Here is a 22,131-nt window from a genome sequence, read left to right on the forward strand (position 1 = left end):
ATTTTGAATTTTGAATTGATTTATGCCAACTTTTGTTGCTCGTGTTAGAGACTCACAAGGAAAATCCAGAAAAGAAAAGATTGTAGCCAACTCCTTGGTGCAAGCCCGGACTAATTTGAGAGATCAGGGTTTTGTAGTTCAAGAACTTAAACAATCTTTGGGCTTTGAAACAAACTTTGACTTACAGAAAATCCAGAACTCTTTTGTCTCTGTTTCTGTAAAAGATAAAGCCGTTTTTTCTCGTCAATTTGCTGCTTTGGTAAATGCGGGAGTTGCGATCGTCAGAGGTTTAGGAGTACTCTCTGATCAGTGTACAAATCCTAAATTAAAACAAGCTTTGGTAGATATTAGCACTGATGTTCAAAGCGGAGTTAATCTTTCAGACTCTATGCGTAAACATCCAGATTGTTTTGATGGTTTGTATGTGAGTATGATTCAAGCTGGGGAGGTAGGCGGTGTATTAGATGAAGTGCTAAATCGGTTGGCTAAATTATTAGAAGATGTGGCGCGATTACAAAATCAAATTAAATCAGCTTTGGCTTACCCAGTTGTTGTAGGAATTTTAGCAACTGGTATTTTTGTGGGAATGACTGTTTTTTTAATTCCCATTTTTGCAAAGATTTTCCAAGATTTGGGAACTGAGTTACCTGCTCTCACTCAATTTTTGATGACTTGTAGTGAAATATTAAGAAGTTGGCGAGTTTTTGTGGTTATCGGTCTAATTGTAGGATTTACTATTGCCTATAAACAGTATTACAAAACTCGTGTCGGTCGTGAAACTATTGACCGTCTTTCCTTAAAAATGCCGCTATTTGGAGACTTAATTCAAAAGTCTTCAGTTGCTCGCTTTAGTCGGACTTTTGGAGCTTTGGCTCGTTCAGGTGTGCCAATTTTAACTTCTTTGGAAATTGTTCGCGATACATCAGGAAACCAAGTGGTTGCTAATGCTATAGATGCAGCACGCTTAGAAATTCAACAAGGAGGAATGATTAGTATAGCTTTGCAAAAAGACAAAGTTTTTCCTCCTATGGCAATTCAAATGATTAGTATCGGCGAAGAAACTGGAGAATTAGATGGTATGTTGATGAAAATTGCTGATTTCTATGAAGATGAAGTCGAGCAAGCAGTGAAAGCATTAACTAGTGTTTTAGAACCAATTATGATTTTAGTTCTAGGGGGTATGGTTGGTACGATTTTGTTAGCAATGTATCTACCCTTATTTAAGGTATTTGAAAAACTAGGCTAAAAAAAAGATGCAAACAGAAGGATCAAGAGTAGAAAATTTTATTCTTGATCCTTGATTTTTTATAATTAATACTTTAGAAGAAATATGCCTGTACAAAAATCTCACTATGAGGCTAGCTTGGCTGAGTATAGTAATCATCAGGCTGCGATCGCTCTACTCAAGCAGTACCGACCTTATCTAGAAATGATACCTAGTCTACGTCGTCCAGATGAAAGTATGATTACTATACCTTTACCAGTTGTGCGAATTCGCAAAACTGCAACGACAGAACTACAGGCGATTTCTTTATGCTGTGATGTGGCAATTTTAATGTGCGATCCGGAGTGGAAAATTAAAACTGGAGTTGAGATTTTAGTCTTTATTCATCGTCCTCATGAAGACTTTTCTGATTTGTTGGGACGTTGGCGACAAACCCAAGTTTGGTTAGATAAAGATTACGAATGGCTCATGCCCCCCCGTTACAATCATATTTTGAATGAGGGGGCTAATACTATATATCCTCTGTTCGTAGTTTTTGCAGAAACATCAGAACGTATTCAACGAGGCCTTATAGGTGCAGAACTTCCATTTATTATGGAAACAACTCAACTGGTACTTGAAGAGGTGGGAAGGGGTGAGGAGGGGCTAGCCCCTAGCCCCTAGCCCCTCACTTGACAAACTGAGGCATAATCTCAGCAGCGGTAAATATCCCGTAAATGCCGCGTTGGTGCAATTGCTTACCAGCTTTGAGATAGCCAAAAGCAGGGCCGCAGACATTCGCTGCCATGCTGGTGTCATCTCCTAATGTAAAAGTATGAGTGGAAATTTTGCCTTCAAAGGTGCGTCCTGTCACCTTAACATTGGTGCTGAGGGGCTTTTTGGGATTGCGAGTATCAACTACACCACCAACTGTAACGCGATCGCGCCCTACTATCCCTGCTATCTCTAACATGACATCATCGGCGTGTTCCATATTTTCTAAGGTAAGCACGCCATTGGTTTTATCTAGTAGTGCTTCTACCTCTGCATCAGTCATTGCCTTAGCAGTTTCTACTGTGTAACCAGGCATGTGACCAATATCTTCGCGGACGGTGGCGCGATAAGCTTCCCAGTTGGCAATGCCCACACCAAAGGTAATCTCTACCTTGTGAATTTCAGCATAACTTTGGGCGGCTAATGCAGCTGCTGCGGTTAATAGTCCTGGCGTCGCCCCACACCCTGTCATATAAGTAATTCCAGCTGCTTGCAGTTCCTCTTTCATCGTTAGTAATTGTTCTACTGCACTGGTGCGCTTAATTGCATCCACTAGCACACCCCGCCAACCGGATTTGATAAACTGCTTGGCAACTGAGGGAATAAAATCATTTGGTAGATTGGGTAAAGCCAGAAAATACCCATCTACAGGTTGACTTGTAGTGATTAAATCTTGAATACTGTTATTGCTTAATGTGCCAACTGGTTCTAGATAACCTACTGAGCCTTGAGATTGGTAGGTGGCGATGCATTCTGGAGTATTTAAACCTTCAGCGGCGTAAGCATAGCCTTTTTGATCTGCTGCTGCGACTAAAATCATTTCGCGTTTGCCAGTAAGTAGTTTAGTGGCGGCTTGTCCGAGTCCACCGAAACCCAGTACTCCGACGCAGATTGTTTTGTTCGCCTGTTCTGTATTCATAGTCAATTTGTTGAGTTGAATTAAAAGCCTTCAGTATTTGCCGTCTTAGATTCCGGCTTCTGGCTGATGGCTAAAAGCTATAAAGGTTAATTATGCTTTATTATCCTTGGTTCTTCGGCTGACCAATGCATTTTTTTTACAGGAAAGTTTTTGTTGATGATTTGAGATGCAGCGAAACTATATCAGTGTTAATACCTTAAAAGGAACTTTTGTTTTACCTTTGGCTGATGACTTTGACGAACCTCTCCCAGATTTTCACGAATATATGGAATGAGTAATTTTCTCTCAAATATTTGTGCAAAGGCATACTCTATAGTACTACTGCACTCACTCCCAAGGCTAAGAGAGGCGATCGCATACTCTACCATTTTGGGTTGAGCCATACTAATCTGAATTCCGCCTCGCCCATCGGTGAACTCAATCATAATGATATATTTTTTCAATAAATTTTATATTTTTGTAACCAACTTGGCTAGTTATGGTAACTGTAATGCTTATTTTTAGGGCTTTCGCTGCTTACGTAGCAAACTCAATTATTACCTTGACTAATCAATGAGGTTAAGAGACACTAACTAATGACAGACGTGTGTACTTACTAAGATTGATAATTTTTGTAAATATTCTGAGATATTTATTTTGAAAGATGAAACATTAGTTAAAAAATGGCAAGTTAGTATCTAAACACGATGTTTCAACGGCTATGTATTTAGCCATCAGATCAAGCAGTACAGTTCAAGCGTACTATAGTGGTTTGCCAAAAGCATGGAGACATTAGAGTTCATAATCTATCCAGATGGTCGGGTACAAGAGAAAGTTACTGGCATTACAGGCGCTTCTTGTGCTGAGGTTACAGCAGCGATAGAGGCGCAACTGGGGCAAGTACTTAATCAACAGACAACCTCAGAATACTTTGCCGCCCAGGTACAGCAACTTAGGGTGGTAAATACGCAAACCACTTTCAGCGATTGGTAAGTTTTCACAACAGTTTAGTGTTATTGATTCAGAACCACCATGTCACACTTTAGCCAAATTAAAACTCAAATCCGTAACCTTGACTCTCTCAAAGATGCTCTGACTGAGTTGGGTGTAGACTGGAAGCCAGGCCCACGCGAGGTACGGGGCTATCGCGGTCAAACCCATCCTGCGGAAATTACAATTGAACAGGAAAATGGCTATGATATCGGCTTCAGATGGAATGGCAAGGAATACGAATTGGTGGCTGACTTGCAATACTGGCAGCAAGATCTATCTGTAGATGGTTTCTTGCGCCAAGTAACCCAGCGCTATGCTTACCAAACAGTTGTTAAAGAAACTGCTCGTGTTGGTTTTCAAGTTGCCCAGCAACAACAAAATACAGATGGTTCGATTCGTCTAGTAGTACAGCGCTGGAGTGCGTGATGTCTGAGCTTCTGCCGTCGTCGGAAGAACAAGGAGAAAACCGCTCTGGTTTAGAGCCAGAGTTAGGGGGTTTTTTGCGGGATGCCCCTGAACGTTCTGGTTTGGAACCAGAATTAGGTGGAGTGCTACGTCAAAAGGGTGTTTATGTTGATGAAATCACCTGCATTGGTTGTAAGCACTGCGCTCATGTGGCGCGTAACACCTTTTATATTGAACCAGATTATGGGCGATCGCGCGTGGTTCGTCAAGATGGGGACGCGGAAGAAGTCATCCAAGAAGCAATCGATACTTGTCCGGTTGATTGTATTCATTGGGTTGATTACACTGAATTGAGAAAATTAGAATCAGAGCGTAAATATCAAGTAATCCCTGTAGTCGGTTATCCGGTTGAACATGCAGTTGCTTCTACAGAACGACGGCGCAAGAAGCAGAAGTTAAAGAGCAAAAAATCCCGTTATTAAAATAAAAAATTCAATAAATACAAATAATAAAGGACTGGTTTTATCCAGTCCTTTTGTTTTGTGTTTTTTACTTATTAGGCTGAGGAGTCATTCGCAGATAAGGTTTGACTTCTTCGTAGCCTTTGGGGAATTTCTCTTTAAGAACTTCGGGATCTTTCAGCGAGGGGACAATGACGACATCATCGCCGTCTTTCCAGTCAGCCGGAGTAGCTACGCTGTAATTATCAGTTAGTTGCAGTGAATCAATGACTCGCAAAAGTTCATCAAAGTTGCGTCCTGTGCTGGGGGGATATGTGAAACTCAGACGAAGTTTCTTGTTGGGGTCAATCACGAAAACCGATCGCACCGTTAACATTGCATTAGCATTAGGATGGATCATGTCGTAAAGATCAGAAACTTTCCGGTCTGCGTCTGCCAAAATTGGGTAGTTGAGAGTGGTGCTTTGAGTTTCTTCGATATCTCCCACCCATCCTTTGTGAGATTCTACATCATCAACGCTCAGAGCGATCGCTTTGACGTTACGCTTGTCAAATTCTGGCTTTAGTTTGGCAACCGTGCCTAATTCAGTCGTGCAAACAGGTGTAAAATCAGCTGGGTGAGAAAACAGCACTACCCAGCTGTCACCCGCCCATGCATAAAAATCGATATCGCCGTGTGTTGAGGTTTGCGTAAAGTTGGGTACTGTATCACCAAGACGGAGAGCCATGTGAGAATCCCTGTAGTTAAAAAGGCATAGTGTTCTACTTTGCCATCATGACACAAAACCCCGATTCCCCAATCGGGCTTGAGCTGTTTGAAACAAAATTTTAGAAATAATCAAAACCCCTGCTGAACAAGGCAGTGGCTACAGCAATACCTCGATTGATAAGTGTTAAAGCTTTTTATTAAAAATAATTTGATTGTAAGCTTGGATTGTTTGCCGAGCGATCGCATCCCAACTAAAATGTTGTAATGCATATTTTTGGGCATTTAATCCCCGGCGTTGGCGTTCTTGGGGGTTTTGCAAAGCTGTTTGTAGTAACTCAAAAAGTGCTTGCACATCTGTTGTTCCCACCCAGCCGGACTCGCTATCTTGCACCTGCTGATATATATGTACTTGGTCGGAAATTACCACAGGCGTTCCTGCTACCATGGCCTCAGCTACAGCAATACCAAAGTTTTCATAGTATGAAGGCAAGACAAATAAATCAGCAGCTTGCAGTAAACTAACTTTCAATTCACCTGTAACAAAGCCTGTAATTGTAGTGTGCGATCGCAACGGTGAATTTTGAATTTGGGATTTTATCTTTTGTTCATAATCTGGGTCTTGAGGATTTGTCCCAGCTAAAACAAAATGAAAGTTATAACCATTCGTTAATAGTTTTTCTAACGCCGGAATTAATAAATTTAACCCCTTTTTGGGGTCAATTCGTGACATAAATAATATCAAAGGTAAATCATTTGGTATTCCCAACTGTTTATAAAAAGAACTTCCACTATGTTCTTTTATGGGACTCACACCTACAGGAATTACTAAATCTAATGTTGCTACACCAAATCTTTCTGATATTTTAGCTTCTTGCTTGCTTGTAAAATGAATTGCTGCTGCACTAGCTAAATTTCGTCTTTCTAAAATTGCCACATAAAGTTGTTTTAACTGCTTTTTCTTGCGTAAATCCGCTGGGTCAAGAGTACCCAAAGGACGCAAAATATAAGGTAGCTTATACTGACGGCACACAGTCGCAGCAGCACTACTGATAGGAGAAAATAAAGCGTGAATATGTGCTATGTCAAAATCTTGCGCGTGATGTTTTAGCCACTGGAGTAAGTCTAACGAAAATTTGTAACGGCGAAATGGCGCACAACGAAAGTAAATTATTTCATAACCATCTTGTTTAATTGGGCGATTTAAAGGAACATCCAAGGGTTTTTGACCAGAATCGCCATTACTATCAGTTGTGAGAATTGTCACATCTACTCCCTCTTTTGCCAACGCCGGAGCTAATTCTAGTACCATTTGACTAGGGCCACCGTAAATCAGAGAAATTGAGGGGACAATTTGTAATATTTTCATTTTTTTGTTATTTGTTATTTGTCATTAGTTATTTACTAACGACTAATGACCATTAACTAATTCTTGATAAAACTCTAATTGCTGCTTAGCTAAAGCTTTATTTGTGTATTTTATCATGGCTTTTTGATAGCCCATTTCACCTAAGCTTTGAGCAAAATCTGGTTTTTCGATTAATTGAGTTAAGCAATTAGCTAGGGCTTGGCGATCGCCTTCAGGAAATACTAATCCAGCGTCGCCGATTACATGAGGAATTTCACCGGAATCAGAACCAATTACAGGTACTTTACAGGCCATCGCTTCGATGATTACATGCCCAAATTGTTCTTTCCAACCAACTGAAGTTAAGGTTTTAAATTTATAAGTTGTTTCTGAGGGTAATACTAAAGTACTCATTAAGTTAATGTAGTTAGCAACTTCATGGTGAGAAACGCTTTCTACTAAAATTACCCGTTCTTGAAAAGAATTTTCTATTGCAAATTTGATTAACTCGGCTTGTAACTCTCCCCGTCCCAGCAACAGTAATTTCCAAGGTTGATCTTTTAAAGAAACTAAAGCTTGTAAAAGTGTTAGCAAACCCTTTTCTTGCACAAATCTGCCAACAAAACCCACGACAAAATCATCTTGTTTAATACCCAGCTTAGCTGCTAATTCTGGTTGTTTTTGGGGAGTAAACAGTTTTTCATCTATACCTAATTGTGGCATGACTTTAATTGGCCCTTGATATCCACGTTGGCGTAATATTTCGGCACCGTCCTGATTACCAGAAATGATACCGTGGCTGTGATTGAGATTATATTTCTCTAGTAAAGCAACTGGTAATTTGAGTTTATAAGGGAGATTCCACCAAGTAAAAAATACATTTTTGGCTTTGAGTCCCAGTAGCTGATTTAAAGCAATCATTTGAGTATAAGCCAGTCCTCTAGATCCTTGTTCGACTTGGATAATTTGAGGACGAAACTCTCGTAACAAAGATATTAAATCAGTGCCAAAAGTCAAAAGCCCTTGATGGTTTTGACTGAAGTTAGCAATTGGAACTATTTTAAATGCTCCTTCATCTCGATATTCAGTTTCGATAATTCTGTTTTGTACACCGCCTGGTTTCCAACGTTTTGGAACTACTACCGTTACCTCTATTCCTGGTTCTAACTTAGATAAAGCGCGTAACTTTTCACAGTTCAGGTCTACTATATAAGTATGACTAGCAACTAAAACTTTCATTGTTGTTATTTGTTATTTGTCATTTTTTTGCGTTCTTCTTTGCGTAGCAGTTACCAAAAGTTGGGGAACCCGATGACACTTGCTACAACGGGGCGGCACATTTTGGTGGGAAGCTTCCCCCCAAAAGCTGCCTTGTCTTTGCGCGAAACAAAAAAATATTTATGCAAGAAGTCCAATGACTCTTATTAAACTTGTTGATCTAACTGACTGTAAATTTGTCCATCATGCCAAATTGATTGGATGATAGTAACCAAGGCTTTGAGAAAACCCAAGGTGTAAAAAATGGCACGAGTAGCAATTTTGAGAAGAGAACCGCTTTTGTGACAAGGGGGACGCCCTAAGACGTGACAGTCGAATAGACGGGCGTATAGACGTAAAGCTTGAGTGATGGTAAGGTTTTTTAGCCCCATCAAGAAATGATTGTGGTAGAAGGTGAGTTGATATTTAAGCGATCGCATACTAATATCATGACAACCTCCTGTCTCTTCTCCTAAATGCACTAAGTAAGCTTCAGGGTCGTACCAAATCTTATATCCTGTTTGTCTGACTCGCAAACAAAAATCTGATTCTTCCCGCACAGCACTACCGCGAAATCTCTCATCAAATCTCAGTCCATGCTTGGTGAAAATTTCGCGGCGAAAAGACATATTGCAACCCCTAGCTGTTAAGACTTGTTGGGGTTTAGTTGTATGCACTAAATCAATATGATACCAAGCAATTCCTGGATCCATGGCTTGGGGAGGCAAATATTCAATCTGCAAATCCCCGCCAGAATCGCCTAATTTCATTCTGTCAAACACTCGTCCAGCAACAGCCCCTATCTCTGGATTTTGCGTATAGTTTTTGGCATGGGCTGCTAAAAATCCGGGGGTTAGCTGCACATCATCATCGATAAATAATATTATTTCACCAAGCGATCGCCGCACTGCATAATTCCGCGCCCCTGGTAAACTCGCCCAATCTAGGCGTAACCATTTAATTTTATTGGCTATTGCTACCTCTTCTAGGTAAGCTTGAATTTCTGGTTGATGTTTTGAGGTTTGGTCTACTACTAAAACTTCAAAATTCGGATACTCTTGCTTGAGAACATCTGCAATACTATCTCGTAGTGCTTCCTCCCGGTTATAAGTGGGAATAACTACGGTAATTAAAGGACAATCATTCATAATTTTTAATTATTTATCTAAATGCAGCTGCCGCGTAGAGGTTGTTGAATAACTCACTTTGTTTTTCGGAGTTATGCATATTCTGTGCTTGCGATAATGCACCTGCACTTAAATATTCATAATGTTCCTGTTTATCAACTCTATCAAGAAATTGGATGATTTGTTGTAATGCTTGTTCTGCTAAAGATTCATAGGTGCTGTTGACAATCTCCCAATATTCAGCAGTTTTAGTTTTTTCACCGTGTAACCAATTACTCCAATGACGAATTTCATTAATTGGTAATTCTAAAATATATCCATTTTCACCGTGACGAACAAACTCTGGTAAAGCACATACATTAGTTGTAATAGCTGGCGTAGCAACGGAAAAACCTTCGATAACGCTAAAGCCATAGGTATCGTGTAATGTTGCCATTAATTGAAAATGACTTTGCGATAGTAACTCGATGACTTTTTCGTTAGGAATATGTTTGTGAAAGACAACATTACTGAGATTTAGTAGCTTTAAATCCTCTGTATATTTATTGCGATCTGGAAAATCGGTGGGTATTGCACCATATTCTAGTCCAGATACTATATGTACAGTAAGAGGTAAACCTAATTTTTCTGCTTTTTTAGCTAGTCTTAAAGCAACAACTCCGCCTTTTCTGGCGAAATGGTTGCCAACAAATATTAACTGTAATTTTTGTGTATCTTGAAAAATCTTAGGTTGATTAACTCTAACAGGAAAACTCGGATGAATAACAGTTAATTTCTCAATAATTTCTTTTTCTATCTTCCAACCATTTACCCGGTTACAAAATCTCATTTTTGCATAGTCTGACATGGCTATGAGTTTTTGACAATTTTTGAGGGCTAAGCGATTATTCAATAGTTCGTAAATTATCGATTCTCCCTGATTTTGAGGGTTTCTGTATAAGACTCGATGGTCTTCAAAGGTGACAAACCAAGGTTTATTGGTATAGATAATTCTGTTAAAAGAATGAATAATTTGGTATCTTTCCCGTAAAGGTTGCCAAGCGAAAAAACTGCTCAAAGGATACCAAATTTTTTCTATAGGATATCTACCCGTAGGAAAAGGTTTAGGACGAATGATTTTATGACTAGAATTTCGTGGTAGATTAGGGGTACTGAGGTGTTTTTGACCTCCTACGATAACTTTGACCATTTTGCCTCGTTTAAAATTTGGTTTGTAGGCGTCTTTTTTTGGTTTTTTGTTGAGGATCGGTATCTTCTTTTTCTTGTTTATCCAATACTGGCAATTTGAAAAGAACTCCTGCAAAAAACCAATAGTAAACAGCAACTGGATCGACATCCAGAGGATAGTAGTAAGTGTTATAGCTAATAAACAATATAAACACCCATAAAGCAGCTCCGTAACTGCGGAAATTACGGTTTTTTATAGAACGATATGTCCGGAAGGCTGCGATTGTTAAAGTTGTGACTAAGCCTAAAAATGTCAGTACTCCTACTATTCCCACTTCATAGAGGACTTTGGGGTAGTATGTTTCTACTAATTTAGTTGCACCCATTGTCCTAGCTGAGTTAGTTGCCCTACCTAAACCACTTCCTAACGGGCCATCTACATTTTTCCAATTTTCTTCAAATTGTTGGACGATAAAATCTTGGGGTGGTGAAGCTGCCCAACGACTGGTAAAACTATCGGTTCTCTCTTGTACGACAGCTGGGTTAGTAATCATAGCAATTCCCAAAATTAAAGCCAGCCCAATACCAATAGGAATAAATCGTTTGAGGTTGCCAATTTGCCCAGTTAGCAATAATAAAATTCCAAAGCAAGTTGGGACTAAAGCTAGGGCAATTCTTTGTCCAGAAATGACGGCATTGATAAAGACTGATGCCATAGAACCTAAACCAATCAATCGCCATGTCATAGAAGGATCTGTAAAACCAGTAGCAAAAGCAAAGAAGGTGCTAGCTATTAAAAACCATGCCCATTGCCAAGGGGCGACAAAGGTTCCCGGTAAGCGAATTATTCCTTCTTGAGGGCTATAAACTAATGCACCACCAAAATAACATCGGGCTTCAAGAGATGCTGTAAATAAAGCATTTCCTTCGGCGTTTCTAGTGCCTTCGCAAACTCCAGTTAGTAGTAATAGGTATTGAATAAATCCTAAAGCGCAACAGATAATAATTAGAACAATTTGGATGCGAGACAATAATAAAAAATCTTGCTTATTACGGATTAAATAGTAAGCACAACTAATCAATGGCACGTAACCTAAAAACACTTTTAACCCTAGAATTCCCATACCTAAGGGAAATTCATTAGGTGGTTTTTCTAGAAGTCCAACGCTAGGGGGGTTGAACTGTTGCCCACCATTGACAAATAACACTGTGAGGATGCTAGTGGCTAATACAATGTATAGGGGAATTTTAATCGCTTGGGGAATGATAAAAGGTAGCCCCTGTTTGCGGCAACTTTGCCACAGTCCAATGACTGCGGGTAGGTAAAAAGCGTCTTTTGCTAGTTGCAGTATAGGACTATTGCCCAAATAGTAGGTAATAGTGCCGCCAAGGGGTACGTAGATAATAAAGGCATACAGGGCTTGGCGGGGATACTTAAAGGAAAAGGACATGATCAGTACCCCTAAGAGTCCGGGAACTGCTGCTTTAATTCCACCAATAAAAAATAGCAGAATACCTAAGAAGACACCGCCAAAGGTGGCGGTGGTAAGTAAGCTAGTAAGTTCTTTTCGCGCTAAGGTTGCTTTGCGCTTTTGGGCTAATCGTTCTTTGAGAGTGAGGGTAGGAGTTTCTTTTTGTGACTGCTTTTTGGAACGTCGGGATTTTTGCTTGGGTTTTACCATTAGTATTGAGTGATAAGTAGTAAGCTGTTACCATACTGAGTGCTGTAGACGCTTCTGCGGCTTCCGGCAGGGTGGAGTCAGTTGTGTACAGTTCCCCTTGTTGAGCGAACTGATGTTGCTGAGTCAAGTAAAAAATCTTGATATGTCTTTAGAGAACCCCAGCACCAATATACGCGATCGCCCAGTTGCAACCACCTGAGATTTTATATGGATAAGTTTTAAATTGGCATTCTGTGGTCTAAAGAAACGTAAGTCGTACCGTTAATTGCTGACGGACTTCAACTGCTTAGCTAGAATCTGGCATACTTTGCCAACAGGTTACTCTTTATACATTCCCATCAAACGAATAAAAATAATCCCCAGCAATGAAGAAATTAATTAAAGGTCTGCGCGAATTCAAATCTAGCTATTTTTCGACACATCAACAATTGTTTGAACAACTTTCACATGGTCAAAAGCCCAGGGTATTATTTATTACCTGTTCTGATTCACGTCTTGATCCAAATTTAATTACACAAGCCCAAGTTGGTGAATTATTTGTCATTCGCAACGCAGGTAACATCATCCCACCCTATGGCGCAACTAATGGTGGTGAAGGTGCAACAATTGAATACGCTGTCCAAGCTTTAGATATTCGTCAAATTATTATTTGTGGTCACTCTCATTGTGGTGCAATGAAAGGGCTAATGAAGTTACAGAGTCTCAGCGATGAGATGCCGCTAGTGCATGACTGGCTGAAATATGCAGAGGCAACTCGAAGGCTAGTTCTAGACCACTACAGTCACTACAACCAAGAAGAACTGCTAGAAATTATGATCGCTGAAAATGTTCTAACTCAAATTGAGAATTTGCGAACTTATCCAGTGATTCACTCTAAGCTCTATCAGGGAGAACTCAGCATCTATGCTTGGATTTATCACATTGAAACAGGAGAAGTTTTTGCATACGATCCTCAGAAGCACGCTTATGTTTTGCCTCAAACCCAGCTTCCAGAATCAGAGATAGATGAGTCGGTCTGGGGTCAGTTTCCAAATACCAATGTAGCAGTGCGTTCCCCTCAAAACCACCACAATGATATTAATTCTTCTGAGAAACCTCCTGTTACTGCATTTGAGTGGTTTCCAATGAAACGCCTCTCTCCAGAACAGATGGAGCGAATTTATCGAGGTTCAAATCATGGAAATTAAGAGTTGTGGTCAAGCCATTTTTGCCAAGATGCTATTTACAAAATGCAAATCTTGGCTAGGTATTCTTGCTAAAGAACAAAACTTGATTTGGGTATTGTTACGCGTTTGGCAAGGTCGAATCCCTTCCAAATCGCGTCCACTAACTCATCGAAAAAATGTGGGCTGAAGATTGCATTAAGTTTATTATCTCTTCAGATAAATAAATGTTATAAGATACCTATGATTGGTTTCGCTATCTATTAATGAGATACCACAAAATTGAGGAACTCTTGAAAAATAATCAAGATTGGGTTGCCCAAAAACTGGCTCTTAATCCGAATTATTTTAACGAATTATCTAGCGGACAAAAACCACCCTTTCTCTACATTGGTTGTTCTGATAGTCGTTTACCATTAACTAACTTTACCTGCACAGAACCTGGTGAATTATTTGTACATCGTAATATTGCTAATCAAGTTTCTCTGACAGATATTAACTTTCTCGCAGTATTGGAATATGCAATTTCTCATTTGCAAGTGGAACACATTATTGTTTGTGGTCACTATGATTGTGGTGGAATTAAGGCAGCATTGGAAAGTAGAACAACTGGAATTATTGATAACTGGGTAAACCCAATTCGAGAACTCTACTTGCAAAACCAATACGAAATTGATATCTTGCCAACAAGAGGAGAACGTCTAAATCGTTTGGCAGAAATTAATGTTTTGGCACAAGTAAAAAATCTTTACCAGACTTCCATTATGCGTCAGGCGCTGCACAATCAAAACGCGCCAATGGTACATGGCTGGGTATTAGATATTCATACTGGGCTGATCAAAGATTTGAATGTTGCAACTGTACAATGGCAATTGTACCCAGGTTGCTTACTTGAACAATCGCCTTTATTTTCTGTTGCTCATTTTCAGCCAACGGATGAGGTTACAGGTTGTTGCTGCGAAGAGGCAGAGCATGTAATTCGTAATTCGTAATTCGTAATTAATTCAGAGTTTTTACCAATCCCCATACTTCGACTCCGCTCAGTACAAGTTCCCAATTCTCCATTCCCAATTTCCTATCATTTGTGAAATACTGTACTTTTTAGTATTCGCACATTGATTAATGCAATCCAAAATCTTACCTCCACCCTTGAAACCCGGTGATTTGCTGCAAGTAATTGCTCCTAGTGGGGCTTTGCGAGAATTGGAGGCGTTTGAACGGGGTCTGGAAATTTGGCGATCGCGTGGTTATCAAGTAAAGGTCATCCCTAAGATAGATGACAGATGGGGTTATTTAGCCGATAAAGACGAAAATCGCCGCAATCAGCTAGCAACCGCATGGAAAGATATTGATTGTCGAGGTATTCTCTGTGCTAGAGGTGGTTTTGGTAGCACTCGTATTTTGGAAGACTGGACTTGGCCAATTGAGAATTGCAAGTGGTTAATTGGTTTTTCTGATATTACAGCTTTGCTATGGAGCTTGTATAAAGCGGGGATATCTGGTGTACATGGCCCTGTGATGACCACTTTAGCAGATGAGCCAGAGTGGTCAACAGAGCGATTGTTCGATTGGGTGGAAGGTCGTCCTCTCTCTCCTCTCAAAGGTTGTGGGTGGGGTGGCAGTGTTGCTAATGGCATTTTGTTGCCAGGTAATCTGACTGTGGCTACCCATCTTTTAGGTACACCATTGCAACCACATTTTGATGGTGTAATTTTGGCGTGGGAAGATGTGACAGAAGCACCCTACCGCATTGACCGAATGCTGACGCAGTGGCGCTTGAGTGGTGCTTTGGCTAAAGTTAGGGGTATTGCCTTGGGACGCTTTAGTCGATGTGAACCGCCGCAAAATATCCCTAGTTTTACTGTAGAAGAAGTTTTGCGCGATCGCTTGGGTGATTTAGGTATTCCGATTGTATCTGACCTGCCTTTTGGTCATGGCGGTATCAATGCAGCGTTACCAGTGGGTGTAGAGGTGAGTTTAGATGCAGATGAAGGTATCTTAGACATCAAGCATCAAGTGTAGTGAAATTCAAATCCACTTGCGGTAACAACGAGCTGTAATCAGGTAAGGCTGGAACATTTCTAAAAATTTACTCTGGAGTGTTTGAAAGAAGACATCAACTAGTTGCGGATCATCTAGATGGAAGGGAAACTCTTGATTAAAACCCTTAAAGAAATTCCAATTCATGATAATCTTACCTTCGGGTGTCAGAATTTGATGGAACTGGAGTAACTGTTGGCTAGGGTCTGGTATGTGTTCTAAAACGTCAAAGGTAATGATTGTTTCAAAAGTTTCTTGTGTAGGTATTTCAGCACACAAAATAATTTTTTTACTCAAACCTAGTTGCTCAGTTCTATAACGCACAAAATCACGATTAATCGGATTAATATCGCAATATACGACTTGCTCAACTTGCGGACAAAGAGCAGCACCAATAGCATGAGTTCCAATACCACCGCCAAAATCTAGCACTCGACCTTGAGCAAAATCTGCCACTAACCGCAGTGTATCCCCAATATAATCATGACTTGAAAGATGCCACGCTCCTAATTCAAATAAGTAAATTTCTCCTACTTTGTCGCTATAAAAAGCAGTTGCTGTTTCCCAATCAAAATCTTTATGACCTAATTCTGCCATCTGTTGCTGACCTGCCGCCAACTTCATCTCTAGTGTTTCTGTATCTATATGCAAAAAGTCTTGGATGTGCTGCTTTAAATTAAATGAATTTTGCCAATATTGGCTGAGAAAAGGTGGTATTGGTAATGTCTTCATCAAGTTTTTTCCAAAATTAACTCGAATTATATGATACTACGTCAAATGTGTGATTCTATTTTAGAATTAGCTCGCCGCAACATTTTTGGTTATTTATCTAACAATTAGATAGATATATAGAACTCCTATTTGATCTCTGAAAAAATTCAGTACCAATCGAAAAGGTTTTTCCCCACTCCCCACTCCCTACTCCCAGCCTGTCGCGCTTAGGGCACCAAAAGCGGATTACTATATTATTGTTTAGTGTTAATGAGAAATTTTAGGTAAGCAAAATATGTTCCGAAAAAAGTATGTAACTAACGCCTTTTTGAAAGTTGAAGATTCTCGATTATATGCAATTTTTGCCTGGAGTAAGAAGACAGCAGAAATCATCACTGCAAAATCATGGTTGATAATGCTAGAAATATTTGTCCATGAACATTCTCTAGAAAAAGCATACCAATTATTTCAAGAAATTAAATACGCTACAATTCCAGAAAAAGCCATTATCGAACTAGAACAATATCGTAATCTTAGCCAAGATTCTATAATTTTTTTAGCAGATGGCAACGTCACAATTTTTGGTAGAGGATTTCGGAGTTTTATTGAGAAAGACATGCAATTTGAACTAGGTTTATTAAGTCAAGCAACTTACCAAGTTCTTTTACAGCTATTTTCTCAATGTCAATTGAAAGATGACTTAGAATGTATTGAAAATATAGAAGATTTTAGTAAACTTGTAGAAGATTTAGAAAGAATTGGTTTGTTATCACCTGCTACAGGTTCTGTAGAATGGGGTGATCTGAAAAAAGCAGTTCCTATTTGTCAAGCATTTGGATTAACTAGAGGAACTCCTATTGATAGATATTATATTAATCAATTTATTGAAGAAATTCGCTCTCAAGTGTTTGGCAATCTTTTGGAGGTAGGTGGCACTCCCAAAGATAAAGATTTTTATCAAATTAATTCGAGTACATCATCTAAAATTCTTAACTTAGAAGCAGGTTTAGGGGTTGATATAGTTGGAGATGTTCATGATGTATCAATTATAGAGCCTGAGTCTTTTGATTCAGTTATTAGCGTGAATGTTCTAGAGCATTGTTACGCCCCTTGGATAGCAGTTGAAAACATTTACACTTGGCTAAAACCTGGTGGTAAATGTTTTATTACAGTGCCAAGTGCTATTAGAGTTCATACTACTCCTGGTGATTACTGGCGATTTTTACCTGATGGTGTGGGTTGGATATTTAAGAATTTCTCTCGGCAGCAATTATATGTTTATGGTAATCCGATAAGTGTCATAGCTAGCTATCATGGAATTGCAGCCGAAGAATTGACTATTGAAGAATTAGATGTTTTTCATCCAGATTACCCGGTTGTGACTTGTATTGTGGCTGAAAAATAATTATATAGTATTATACAGGCAGCACTAAGCTAAAAAACATCTAAATTACATAATCAAATTAAATAAAACTCTTGTGGGGTGGGCATCTTGCCCGCCCTAATTATGCAAGTTATATGTGGAACAGCTTAGTAGAAAAGTTACACCCAAAAAATGGTTCCAAGCTCCTATCGCTGGCAGTAATTGTGAAAAATGCTCCTAAAGATGCTTCAGTTAATGAAAACTATTAGATATAAGAATGAAGAAACATCAAAAATTTAATGCTTCTTGCAAAACTACTGTGACCAAATAATCTAGTTGTTTTTGAGTTATTGATGATGAGTAGTGTAATTTTTAAACAAACTCCAGAAATATCAATTGTCCTTTGTACATACAATCGAGCCAAATATCTAAATAATTGTATTGATAGCGTTATCGCTCAAAGTTTCTCAAATTGGGAGCTAGTGATAGTAGATGATGGTAGCCAAGATAATACTTTTGAAATAGTTAATCCTTATATTCAAAAATTCCAGAATATTCGTTATTTGAAACATCAAAATAGAAAACTTTGGTATGCAAAAAATGTGGGTATTCAAGCATCTTTTGGTAATTACATCACATTTATTGATAGCGATGATGCATATGCACCAAATCATTTGGATACACGATTTGAGTATATGATTGCTAATTCGGAAGTTGATTTAATAGAAGGTGGTTTTGCAACAGAAGAAGAGATTTGGGTAGCAGATTATTTTCAAGCAGGGGCAAAAATCAATTTGCGAGAATGCGTGTTAGGCCCAACATTTTTTGGAAAAAGGCAAGTCTTTTTTGAGTTACAAGGTTTTAATAATATTGCTTATGGCGAAGATACAGATTTTTGGCATCGGGCAGAAAAAGTTTTTAAAACTCAAAAATTCAAAGAACCGCAAACATATATCTACACAAGAGCAGAAACTAGTATTACCAAGAGTGTTTTAGAGAAGATTTCTTAATCTGGCTAACTACTTGGCATGAAAAATATACTTTTACTATCGCAACTCAAAAGTTATTTTTATCAGTTTGTCAATTCTATTTGGCAAATTCTCACATATCGACTTCGCTCAGCTTTAATTTTAGGCACTGTTCTCAGTTTGTGTTTAGTTTTATTTGGTTGTCAGGGAACGACGCAAAAAGATAACAATGTCATTCATCTAACACTTTGGCAAGGGATTAATCCGCCTGTCAATCGGGATGTATTTCAAAAATTGGTAGATAAGTTTAATCAAACTCATACTGATATTCAAGTAGAGTCTATATTTGCTGGTAGTCTTGACCAACAATTACCAAAAGTTTTGACAGCAGTTGTAGGTAAATCACCTCCCGATATTTTGTCATTCTACCCCCAAGTTACGGGTCAATTGATAGAGCTAGGGGCGATTTTACCTTTAGAAGATTGGTTAGAAAAATTGCCGATTAAATCAGAAATTAGCCCTAATCTTTTTGAGGAGTTGAAATTAGACAATCATCTTTGGTCAATTCCACTGTATACCAGCAACATGGGAATTTTTTACCGGCCTAAGCTTTTTCAAGCGGCGGGAATTACGCAAACGCCAAAGACTTGGTCAGAATTGCGACAAGTTGCGAAAAAACTGACCATAGACCGTAATGGCGACCATAGACCAGAACAGCACGGAATTTTATTGCCTTTGGGAAAGGGAGAATGGACAGTTTTTAGTTGGTTCCCTTTTTTACTTAGTGCTGGCGGTGAGGTAGTGACAAATGACAAACCGAATTTAACGAACGCTGGAGCGATCGCGGCCTTACAATTTTGGCAAGAGTTACTCAAAGATGGTTCAGCAACGCTGTCTTTGCCAGAACGAGGTTATGAAGAAGATGGCTTCATTGCTGGCAGGGTGGCGATGCAAATCACTGGCCCTTGGTCTTACATCACCAAATCTGACATTGATTATGAAGTTTTTCCTATACCTGCAAGCGTTGGACAAGTGACGGTGACAGGTACTGGAAATATATATTTGATGAAAACTACACCAGCGAGGGAGCAAGCCGCACTCAAATTTTTAGAATATATTTTGAGTGAAGAATTTCAAACAGAATGGAGTATTGGCACAGGTTTTTTACCTGTTAATTTGAAATCTACTCAAAGTGCAGCTTATCAAAAATTTGTTCAGCAAAGACCTTGGTTAAAAGTGTTTATAGAACAAATGCCTGAAGCACGCGCTCGACCAATTATAGCTGGATATAATCGTCTTTCTGATAACCTTGGTAGAGCGATTGAGGCTACATTATTGGGTGAGTCTCCCCAAAAAGCTCTAAAAGTAGCTCAACAGCGTTTAGAACTAATTTGGAACAGTAAGTAATTCGTTAGATACAAATTACGCGCTTCGCAGCGGTAGCGTAAAGCCTGCGGCATAGCTTCGCTTAGAGCGAGTCATCAAGCGTCGGTACGAGCGTTATTACCAATTAGTATTACCATTGACCTGAACTGTCTTGTTGTTGCAGACCGATAAACTGTCGCCGTTTCCAAGCAAAACTTAAAATATTAGTTCCTAATTCCTGAGCTGTACGAATTGTTAAACGAGGTAGATTAAATTCTCTATCTAGTCCCCAAGCTGTTGCTAAATCACCAATTACCAAAATAATTCCGCCACCTACTAATAGTCGAATTAATTGTTGGTTAACTATTGGCATTGCTGCAAATAAAAAAGGTTTAGTCCTTAAAGGATGGCTGCGTTGTAATTCTTCTAGAGGTTTTAAAGGACTTTCTAATTGTTGTGCTAAGGCTTGGGTACTTTCTATTAGCGGGTTAGCATCTATTGGTGCATCAACTAAAAGTACACCACCTGTATTTAAATAAATCTTTAGTGATTCAAATTCAAGACTATTTAAAGATAATGCTTCTCTACCTGTCAAATAAAGTATGTCATATTCTTGAATATTGTCAGCCAAAGAAACCTGACCTGGTTCATCAGCTCCCCGCAAAGTAGAGTATAGGGGTTCTACTGCTTGTAATAAATATGAAAGACTAAAGAAATTACGGGCACATTCTGCATCGCTGTGGTTGATTTGTGCCATCCGCACAATTGCTTGGGGACGCATTTGTGCCTGACGACGATAACGCAAATCTATATTGTTATAACCAGGAAAGAAAACATCAGTTGGCTGGTTAATTGTAGTTTGCCCTGGTTGTAAAAGTATACGGCAAATTTCTATAGCAAAACTTTCTGGTGAAGAGTTTACTTGATCTATACGATAAGTTTCTTGAACAATATCTTTTTTCTGTGTACGTCGCAGTTCATCAGGGTCTACATAGCCAGCTACTAAGTAGATCATAATTGGTTCAGAAGTGGCTACTTCTACGTCAATGGGAAAGTCGTAAGGGTTGGGTACAATAATTAGATTACCTGCCAAATCAATGGCAATTCCTGGCTGAATTTGCACCCAACGTCCGTCACGAAACTTAGCTTCTACTTGCCGAGGTGCAGGAATATCTCGGACACCTAAACCACAGACAATTCCTGGCTGATTTAAACATTGATATTGAGCATTTTGTCGCAGACGGTGGTATTCATGTGCCGCCCGCCAGCGTTCGGCATTAATGAGTAAACCGTCTGAAGCTTGCAGACGTTCAAAGGTTTTGATGGGTGGTGTTGGAAAAGGGTGTGTCATATTCTTTGCGCCTTTGCGCCTTTGCGTGAGATAAATTTATATTTTCAGCAACGCCAGAATTAATTACGAATTACGAATTACGAATTACGAATTATTTAATGTAGTTAGGTATTAGATGGATTTTCAATCATTAATTCGTATGTGCAAAAAGCAGGTTTTTCTTGTTCAATGATGCGTCTGACAAGTTGTTCGTTGATGCCGTTATGAGGACGGTCTGGACGTAAACGGACTATAAAGTGATATGGTTGTCCACCTGATAAAGTTGCATTACCTAGTTGAGCTTCTCCGATGATAAAGCTAGGGCCAAAAGGTTCTGTGATACTAATATGTTTATCAGATTCATTGGGTAAATTTTCGTCTAAGGGTAAACCTGTATAAAGATGTAAATAAAGGCGCAATCCTTTACGAGTTCCTCGCCAGCGATACAGCTCTACTGCGCGACGAATTAGCCGACGTTGTTGTTGGAGATCCCAAATTGGGTCTATTTCCCAAGCAACCCAGTGGGCAACGAAGGGTAATAATGCCCGTGGTGATGTTAAAGGATCGAGGTTGGCCCACATGACGTCGAAGCTATCAACGACTGGTTGAAAGGCTTGCTCAAATATTTTCATGAACCGACTCATGAAGTCTATCTCGCGATACATGACTGGTAGAAACTTCATGTAGTCGGTGTAGGGACGGATGTATAAGTTAAAGTCCTGGCTTTTATAAATTTGTTCTTGGTCAGTCTCTGGGTCTACGTGGATGTTAACTAGGCAGCGAAAGTCTAGATTTAATCTGGTTTGTTGATCAGGGGCGATCGCTTGCTGATCTTCAAAAAATGTTGCGGGTACTACAAAATACAGTACAGCATCCATCTGTCCTAGTGGCGGAATTTCACTACCTTCTGTACCAATTTGATACCACTGAGTAGGAAAGTTACCTTCGATATGCAAGCTGATTCTGATGGAACGCTGTTCTAAGTTTTGCACTTGCACAATCATCTCGCTGGCGTACCCAGGATGCAAAAGCAAGCTATTTCCTGTCACATCCATGCTATCTGCACCAGCAAATGCTGCTAAACCCTTACCGGGTATAGCTTCGGGGATTTGCATCGGCGTTAAGTGAATGCGGATAGCGGAACTAGAACGACTTTGAACCATAAAATTT

Annotated in this window: 23 protein-coding genes; 12 read left to right on the forward strand and 11 right to left on the reverse strand. The window is 39.4% G+C overall.

From position 1 onward, the window contains the following. Positions 1–22: 22 nt before the first annotated feature. Together AC5JMF_RS02540 and AC5JMF_RS02545 are read left to right on the forward strand one after the other, a co-directional pair. A complete protein-coding gene (locus AC5JMF_RS02540) occupies positions 23–1,246 on the forward strand; it encodes a type II secretion system F family protein (protein ID WP_495794153.1) in 1,224 nt (407 codons plus the stop codon). Positions 1,247–1,330: 84 nt separating this feature from the next. After that, positions 1,331–1,888 carry a hypothetical protein gene (locus AC5JMF_RS02545; protein WP_495794154.1) on the forward strand — a complete coding sequence of 186 codons (558 nt, stop codon included), beginning with the start codon at positions 1,331–1,333 and terminating at the stop codon, positions 1,886–1,888. Positions 1,889–1,892: 4 nt separating this feature from the next. On the opposite strand, the gene bioU is transcribed toward AC5JMF_RS02545, so the two are convergent. Beyond that, positions 1,893–2,897 carry a (S)-8-amino-7-oxononanoate synthase BioU gene (bioU, locus tag AC5JMF_RS02550; protein WP_495794155.1) on the reverse strand — a complete coding sequence of 335 codons (1,005 nt, stop codon included), beginning with the start codon at positions 2,895–2,897 and terminating at the stop codon, positions 1,893–1,895. A 188-nt stretch (positions 2,898–3,085) separates the two neighbouring features. Further along, the gene (locus AC5JMF_RS02555) at positions 3,086–3,322 is read right to left on the reverse strand and encodes a hypothetical protein (protein WP_495794156.1); all 237 of its coding nucleotides are present in this window, start codon (positions 3,320–3,322) and stop codon (positions 3,086–3,088) included. 337 nt (positions 3,323–3,659) lie between these two features. Here AC5JMF_RS02555 and AC5JMF_RS02560 point away from each other — a divergent pair, with 337 nt between their 5' ends. The 3 genes from AC5JMF_RS02560 to AC5JMF_RS02570 are packed head-to-tail and all read left to right on the forward strand — an operon-like array spanning position 3,660 to position 4,756. Then, positions 3,660–3,869, forward strand: coding sequence for a DUF2997 domain-containing protein (locus AC5JMF_RS02560; protein ID WP_495794157.1), 210 nt, complete (start codon positions 3,660–3,662; stop codon positions 3,867–3,869). A 39-nt stretch (positions 3,870–3,908) separates the two neighbouring features. Next, complete coding sequence (locus AC5JMF_RS02565; RefSeq protein ID WP_495794158.1) at positions 3,909–4,295, forward strand: DUF1257 domain-containing protein; 387 nt, start codon at positions 3,909–3,911, stop codon at positions 4,293–4,295. After that, positions 4,295–4,756: a ferredoxin gene (locus AC5JMF_RS02570; protein ID WP_495794159.1), complete on the forward strand. Its 462-nt coding sequence runs from the start codon at positions 4,295–4,297 to the stop codon at positions 4,754–4,756. Before AC5JMF_RS02565 ends, AC5JMF_RS02570 begins: the two co-directional genes overlap by 1 nt. A 67-nt stretch (positions 4,757–4,823) precedes the next feature. On the opposite strand, the gene AC5JMF_RS02575 is transcribed toward AC5JMF_RS02570, so the two are convergent. The 6 genes from AC5JMF_RS02575 to hpsL form a co-directional block, all read right to left on the reverse strand. Continuing rightward, complete coding sequence (locus AC5JMF_RS02575; protein WP_495794160.1) at positions 4,824–5,462, reverse strand: peroxiredoxin; 639 nt, start codon at positions 5,460–5,462, stop codon at positions 4,824–4,826. Between the two features lie 165 nt (positions 5,463–5,627). Beyond that, positions 5,628–6,809 (reverse strand): hormogonium polysaccharide biosynthesis glycosyltransferase HpsP, encoded by a 1,182-nt coding sequence (gene hpsP, locus AC5JMF_RS02580; RefSeq protein WP_495794161.1) that lies wholly within the window; start codon positions 6,807–6,809, stop codon positions 5,628–5,630. Between the two features lie 42 nt (positions 6,810–6,851). Further along, entirely contained in the window at positions 6,852–8,027 is a 1,176-nt protein-coding gene (hpsO, locus tag AC5JMF_RS02585) for a hormogonium polysaccharide biosynthesis glycosyltransferase HpsO (protein WP_495794162.1), read from the reverse strand. Positions 8,028–8,212: 185 nt separating this feature from the next. Next, a complete protein-coding gene (hpsN, locus tag AC5JMF_RS02590; RefSeq protein WP_495794163.1) occupies positions 8,213–9,193 on the reverse strand; it encodes a hormogonium polysaccharide biosynthesis glycosyltransferase HpsN in 981 nt (326 codons plus the stop codon). 13 nt (positions 9,194–9,206) lie between these two features. Next, positions 9,207–10,361, reverse strand: coding sequence for a glycosyltransferase family 4 protein (locus AC5JMF_RS02595; protein WP_495794164.1), 1,155 nt, complete (start codon positions 10,359–10,361; stop codon positions 9,207–9,209). A gap of 10 nt (positions 10,362–10,371) precedes the next feature. Beyond that, on the reverse strand, positions 10,372–12,021 hold the full coding sequence (hpsL, locus tag AC5JMF_RS02600) for a hormogonium polysaccharide biosynthesis protein HpsL (RefSeq protein WP_495794165.1): 1,650 nt from the start codon (positions 12,019–12,021) through the stop codon (positions 10,372–10,374). A gap of 365 nt (positions 12,022–12,386) precedes the next feature. On the opposite strand from hpsL, the gene AC5JMF_RS02605 reads away from it, so the two are divergent. From AC5JMF_RS02605 to AC5JMF_RS02620, 4 genes are all read left to right on the forward strand, one after another. Further along, the gene (locus AC5JMF_RS02605) at positions 12,387–13,208 is read left to right on the forward strand and encodes a carbonic anhydrase (protein WP_495794166.1); all 822 of its coding nucleotides are present in this window, start codon (positions 12,387–12,389) and stop codon (positions 13,206–13,208) included. Further along, the gene (locus AC5JMF_RS02610) at positions 13,198–13,374 is read left to right on the forward strand and encodes a hypothetical protein (RefSeq protein ID WP_495794167.1); all 177 of its coding nucleotides are present in this window, start codon (positions 13,198–13,200) and stop codon (positions 13,372–13,374) included. The genes AC5JMF_RS02605 and AC5JMF_RS02610 overlap by 11 nt, the downstream gene beginning before the upstream one ends. 103 nt (positions 13,375–13,477) lie before the next feature. Further along, the gene (locus tag AC5JMF_RS02615) at positions 13,478–14,176 is read left to right on the forward strand and encodes a carbonic anhydrase (protein WP_495794168.1); all 699 of its coding nucleotides are present in this window, start codon (positions 13,478–13,480) and stop codon (positions 14,174–14,176) included. A 130-nt stretch (positions 14,177–14,306) separates the two neighbouring features. Continuing rightward, positions 14,307–15,206 carry a S66 peptidase family protein gene (locus AC5JMF_RS02620; RefSeq protein ID WP_495794169.1) on the forward strand — a complete coding sequence of 300 codons (900 nt, stop codon included), beginning with the start codon at positions 14,307–14,309 and terminating at the stop codon, positions 15,204–15,206. A gap of 6 nt (positions 15,207–15,212) precedes the next feature. Here the strand turns inward: AC5JMF_RS02620 and AC5JMF_RS02625 are convergent, their stop codons facing one another. Beyond that, positions 15,213–15,956, reverse strand: a complete 744-nt coding sequence (locus AC5JMF_RS02625) for a class I SAM-dependent methyltransferase (protein WP_495794170.1) — start codon at positions 15,954–15,956, stop codon at positions 15,213–15,215. A gap of 274 nt (positions 15,957–16,230) precedes the next feature. Between AC5JMF_RS02625 and AC5JMF_RS02630 the strand changes: the two genes are divergently transcribed. From AC5JMF_RS02630 to AC5JMF_RS02640, 3 genes are all read left to right on the forward strand, one after another. Next, entirely contained in the window at positions 16,231–17,340 is a 1,110-nt protein-coding gene (locus tag AC5JMF_RS02630; RefSeq protein ID WP_495794171.1) for a class I SAM-dependent methyltransferase, read from the forward strand. A 314-nt stretch (positions 17,341–17,654) separates the two neighbouring features. Then, positions 17,655–18,308 (forward strand): glycosyltransferase family 2 protein, encoded by a 654-nt coding sequence (locus tag AC5JMF_RS02635; protein ID WP_495794181.1) that lies wholly within the window; start codon positions 17,655–17,657, stop codon positions 18,306–18,308. 18 nt (positions 18,309–18,326) lie between these two features. Then, the gene (locus tag AC5JMF_RS02640) at positions 18,327–19,673 is read left to right on the forward strand and encodes an ABC transporter substrate-binding protein (protein ID WP_495794172.1); all 1,347 of its coding nucleotides are present in this window, start codon (positions 18,327–18,329) and stop codon (positions 19,671–19,673) included. Between the two features lie 109 nt (positions 19,674–19,782). Here the strand turns inward: AC5JMF_RS02640 and AC5JMF_RS02645 are convergent, their stop codons facing one another. Then, the gene (locus AC5JMF_RS02645; RefSeq protein WP_495794173.1) at positions 19,783–20,982 is read right to left on the reverse strand and encodes a DUF4159 domain-containing protein; all 1,200 of its coding nucleotides are present in this window, start codon (positions 20,980–20,982) and stop codon (positions 19,783–19,785) included. 104 nt (positions 20,983–21,086) lie between these two features. Further along, the gene (locus tag AC5JMF_RS02650) at positions 21,087–22,124 is read right to left on the reverse strand and encodes a phage tail protein (RefSeq protein WP_495794174.1); all 1,038 of its coding nucleotides are present in this window, start codon (positions 22,122–22,124) and stop codon (positions 21,087–21,089) included. Between the last annotated feature and the right edge of the window lie 7 nt (positions 22,125–22,131).

It is taken from the genome of Desmonostoc vinosum (genome assembly GCF_059505385.1).

Bases quoted from the DNA above. Each gene is read 5' to 3' on its own strand.
- hpsL (WP_495794165.1), bottom strand. From the start codon at position 12,021: ATGGTAAAACCCAAGCAAAAATCCCGACGTTCCAAAAAGCAGTCACAA.
- bioU (WP_495794155.1), bottom strand. From the start codon at position 2,897: ATGAATACAGAACAGGCGAACAAAACAATCTGCGTCGGAGTACTGGGT.
- AC5JMF_RS02565 (WP_495794158.1), top strand. From the start codon at position 3,909: ATGTCACACTTTAGCCAAATTAAAACTCAAATCCGTAACCTTGACTCT.
- AC5JMF_RS02560 (WP_495794157.1), top strand. From the start codon at position 3,660: ATGGAGACATTAGAGTTCATAATCTATCCAGATGGTCGGGTACAAGAG.
- AC5JMF_RS02575 (WP_495794160.1), bottom strand. From the start codon at position 5,462: ATGGCTCTCCGTCTTGGTGATACAGTACCCAACTTTACGCAAACCTCA.
- AC5JMF_RS02570 (WP_495794159.1), top strand. From the start codon at position 4,295: ATGTCTGAGCTTCTGCCGTCGTCGGAAGAACAAGGAGAAAACCGCTCT.
- hpsP (WP_495794161.1), bottom strand. From the start codon at position 6,809: ATGAAAATATTACAAATTGTCCCCTCAATTTCTCTGATTTACGGTGGC.
- AC5JMF_RS02650 (WP_495794174.1), bottom strand. From the start codon at position 22,124: ATGGTTCAAAGTCGTTCTAGTTCCGCTATCCGCATTCACTTAACGCCG.
- AC5JMF_RS02595 (WP_495794164.1), bottom strand. From the start codon at position 10,361: ATGGTCAAAGTTATCGTAGGAGGTCAAAAACACCTCAGTACCCCTAAT.
- hpsO (WP_495794162.1), bottom strand. From the start codon at position 8,027: ATGAAAGTTTTAGTTGCTAGTCATACTTATATAGTAGACCTGAACTGT.
- AC5JMF_RS02605 (WP_495794166.1), top strand. From the start codon at position 12,387: ATGAAGAAATTAATTAAAGGTCTGCGCGAATTCAAATCTAGCTATTTT.
- AC5JMF_RS02630 (WP_495794171.1), top strand. From the start codon at position 16,231: ATGTTCCGAAAAAAGTATGTAACTAACGCCTTTTTGAAAGTTGAAGAT.
- hpsN (WP_495794163.1), bottom strand. From the start codon at position 9,193: ATGAATGATTGTCCTTTAATTACCGTAGTTATTCCCACTTATAACCGG.
- AC5JMF_RS02640 (WP_495794172.1), top strand. From the start codon at position 18,327: ATGAAAAATATACTTTTACTATCGCAACTCAAAAGTTATTTTTATCAG.
- AC5JMF_RS02555 (WP_495794156.1), bottom strand. From the start codon at position 3,322: ATGATTGAGTTCACCGATGGGCGAGGCGGAATTCAGATTAGTATGGCT.
- AC5JMF_RS02545 (WP_495794154.1), top strand. From the start codon at position 1,331: ATGCCTGTACAAAAATCTCACTATGAGGCTAGCTTGGCTGAGTATAGT.
- AC5JMF_RS02625 (WP_495794170.1), bottom strand. From the start codon at position 15,956: ATGAAGACATTACCAATACCACCTTTTCTCAGCCAATATTGGCAAAAT.
- AC5JMF_RS02645 (WP_495794173.1), bottom strand. From the start codon at position 20,982: ATGACACACCCTTTTCCAACACCACCCATCAAAACCTTTGAACGTCTG.
- AC5JMF_RS02540 (WP_495794153.1), top strand. From the start codon at position 23: ATGCCAACTTTTGTTGCTCGTGTTAGAGACTCACAAGGAAAATCCAGA.
- AC5JMF_RS02610 (WP_495794167.1), top strand. From the start codon at position 13,198: ATGGAAATTAAGAGTTGTGGTCAAGCCATTTTTGCCAAGATGCTATTT.
- AC5JMF_RS02635 (WP_495794181.1), top strand. From the start codon at position 17,655: ATGAGTAGTGTAATTTTTAAACAAACTCCAGAAATATCAATTGTCCTT.
- AC5JMF_RS02620 (WP_495794169.1), top strand. From the start codon at position 14,307: ATGCAATCCAAAATCTTACCTCCACCCTTGAAACCCGGTGATTTGCTG.